Origin of the sequence: Nonomuraea typhae (assembly GCF_009760925.1) — a bacterium.
Taxonomy (GTDB): Bacteria; Actinomycetota; Actinomycetes; order Streptosporangiales; family Streptosporangiaceae; genus Nonomuraea; species Nonomuraea typhae.
The window spans coordinates 1-1422 of sequence record NZ_VRLV01000042.1 but is presented as its reverse complement, the minus strand read 5'-3'; the positions used below and the strand labels follow the sequence as shown (position 1 = coordinate 1422).

The 1422-nt window shown below is 64.4% G+C and carries 1 protein-coding gene; it reads left to right on the top strand.

The window, feature by feature from the left end; genetic code table 11:
- Positions 1-73: 73 nt before the first annotated feature.
- A complete protein-coding gene (locus FVE25_RS53610) occupies positions 74-1393 on the top strand; it encodes an IS630 family transposase (protein WP_219826087.1) in 1320 nt (439 codons plus the stop codon).
- Positions 1394-1422 lie beyond the last annotated feature (29 nt).

Below are 1422 nucleotides of genomic sequence, written 5' to 3'. Positions count from 1 at the left end.
CTAGTGTGATGCGCCAGAAATTCTGAGGGTAAGGAAGTAGCCTGTTGGCATGTCGCATCCGGGGCCTTCCGCTGTGGAAGTCACGCTGTCCGAGGACGAGCGTGCGGAACTGCTGAGCCGGGCGGCGTCATCTGAGCGGCGTCGTGCGGAGCGGGCCCGGATCATCTTGGCGTGTGCTGAGGGAATGTCCAATGCCGGTGCCGCGCGGTGCGTGGGGGTGACAGCCAAGACGGTGAGGAAGTGGCGCGGGGCTTTCGCTGCGGAGCGGATGGCCGGGCTTGAGGATCCCGGCCCGATCGGCCGGCCGAAGGCCGACCTGGTCCTGACCGGTGCTGAACGAGATCAGCTGACGCGGTGGGCGAGGCGGGCGAAGACATCGCAGATCTTGGCGCTTCGAGCGAGGATCGTGCTGCGGTGCGCGGATGGCGGGACGAACAAGCAGGCCGCGATGGATCTGGCGGTCGATGAGTCGACGGTGGAGCGCTGGCGGGCAAGGTTCATCGCCAAGCGTCTGGACGGCCTGCAGGACGAGCCGCGCCCCGGCCGGCCACCATCGATCCTCCTCGATCAGGTCGAGGAGGTGATCATGGCGACCTTGGAGTCCACGCCGGGTGCGGATACGCACTGGTCGCGGACCTCGATGGCGGCCCGCACGGGGTTGTCGAAGTCGACCATCGGGCGGATCTGGAAGCGGTTCGGCCTCAAACCGCATCTGCAGGACTCCTTCAAGCTCTCCACCGACCCGCAGTTCGTCGACAAGGTCGTCGACGTGGTCGGGCTGTATCACAACCCGCCCGAGAAGGCGGTGGTGTTATGCGTGGACGAGAAATCCCAGATCCAGGCGCTGGATCGGTCTCAGCCGGTGCTGCCGATGATGCCGGGCATGCCCGAGCGGCGCACTCACGATTACCTGCGGCACGGCATCACCAGCCTGTTCGCCGCCTTCAACATCGCCGATGGCACCGTCATCGGCCAACTGCACCGCCGTCACCGGGCGATTGAGTTCAAGAAGTTCCTCATCACCATCGACAAGGCCGTGCCCGCGGCACTCGACGTCCACCTGGTGTGCGACAACTACGCCACCCACAACACCGCCGAGATCAGGAACTGGCTGGGCAAACACCCCCGCTTCCACGTGCACTTCACCCCCACCGGATCCTCGTGGATCAACCAGGTCGAGCGGTGGTTCGGCCTCCTGACCGACAAGCTCATCCGCCGCGGCGTCCACCGCTCAGTGAAGGCACTGGAAGACGACATCCGGGCATGGATCGACACCTGGAACCACAATCCCAGGCCATTTACCTGGACCAAGACTGCTGACGAGATCCTCAACTCCCTTGCCGACTACCTCGCCAAGGTCCGCCCGGACCGTAAAGAGAGCAGGGAGAAATAATCCTCAGAATTTCTGGCGCATCACACTAG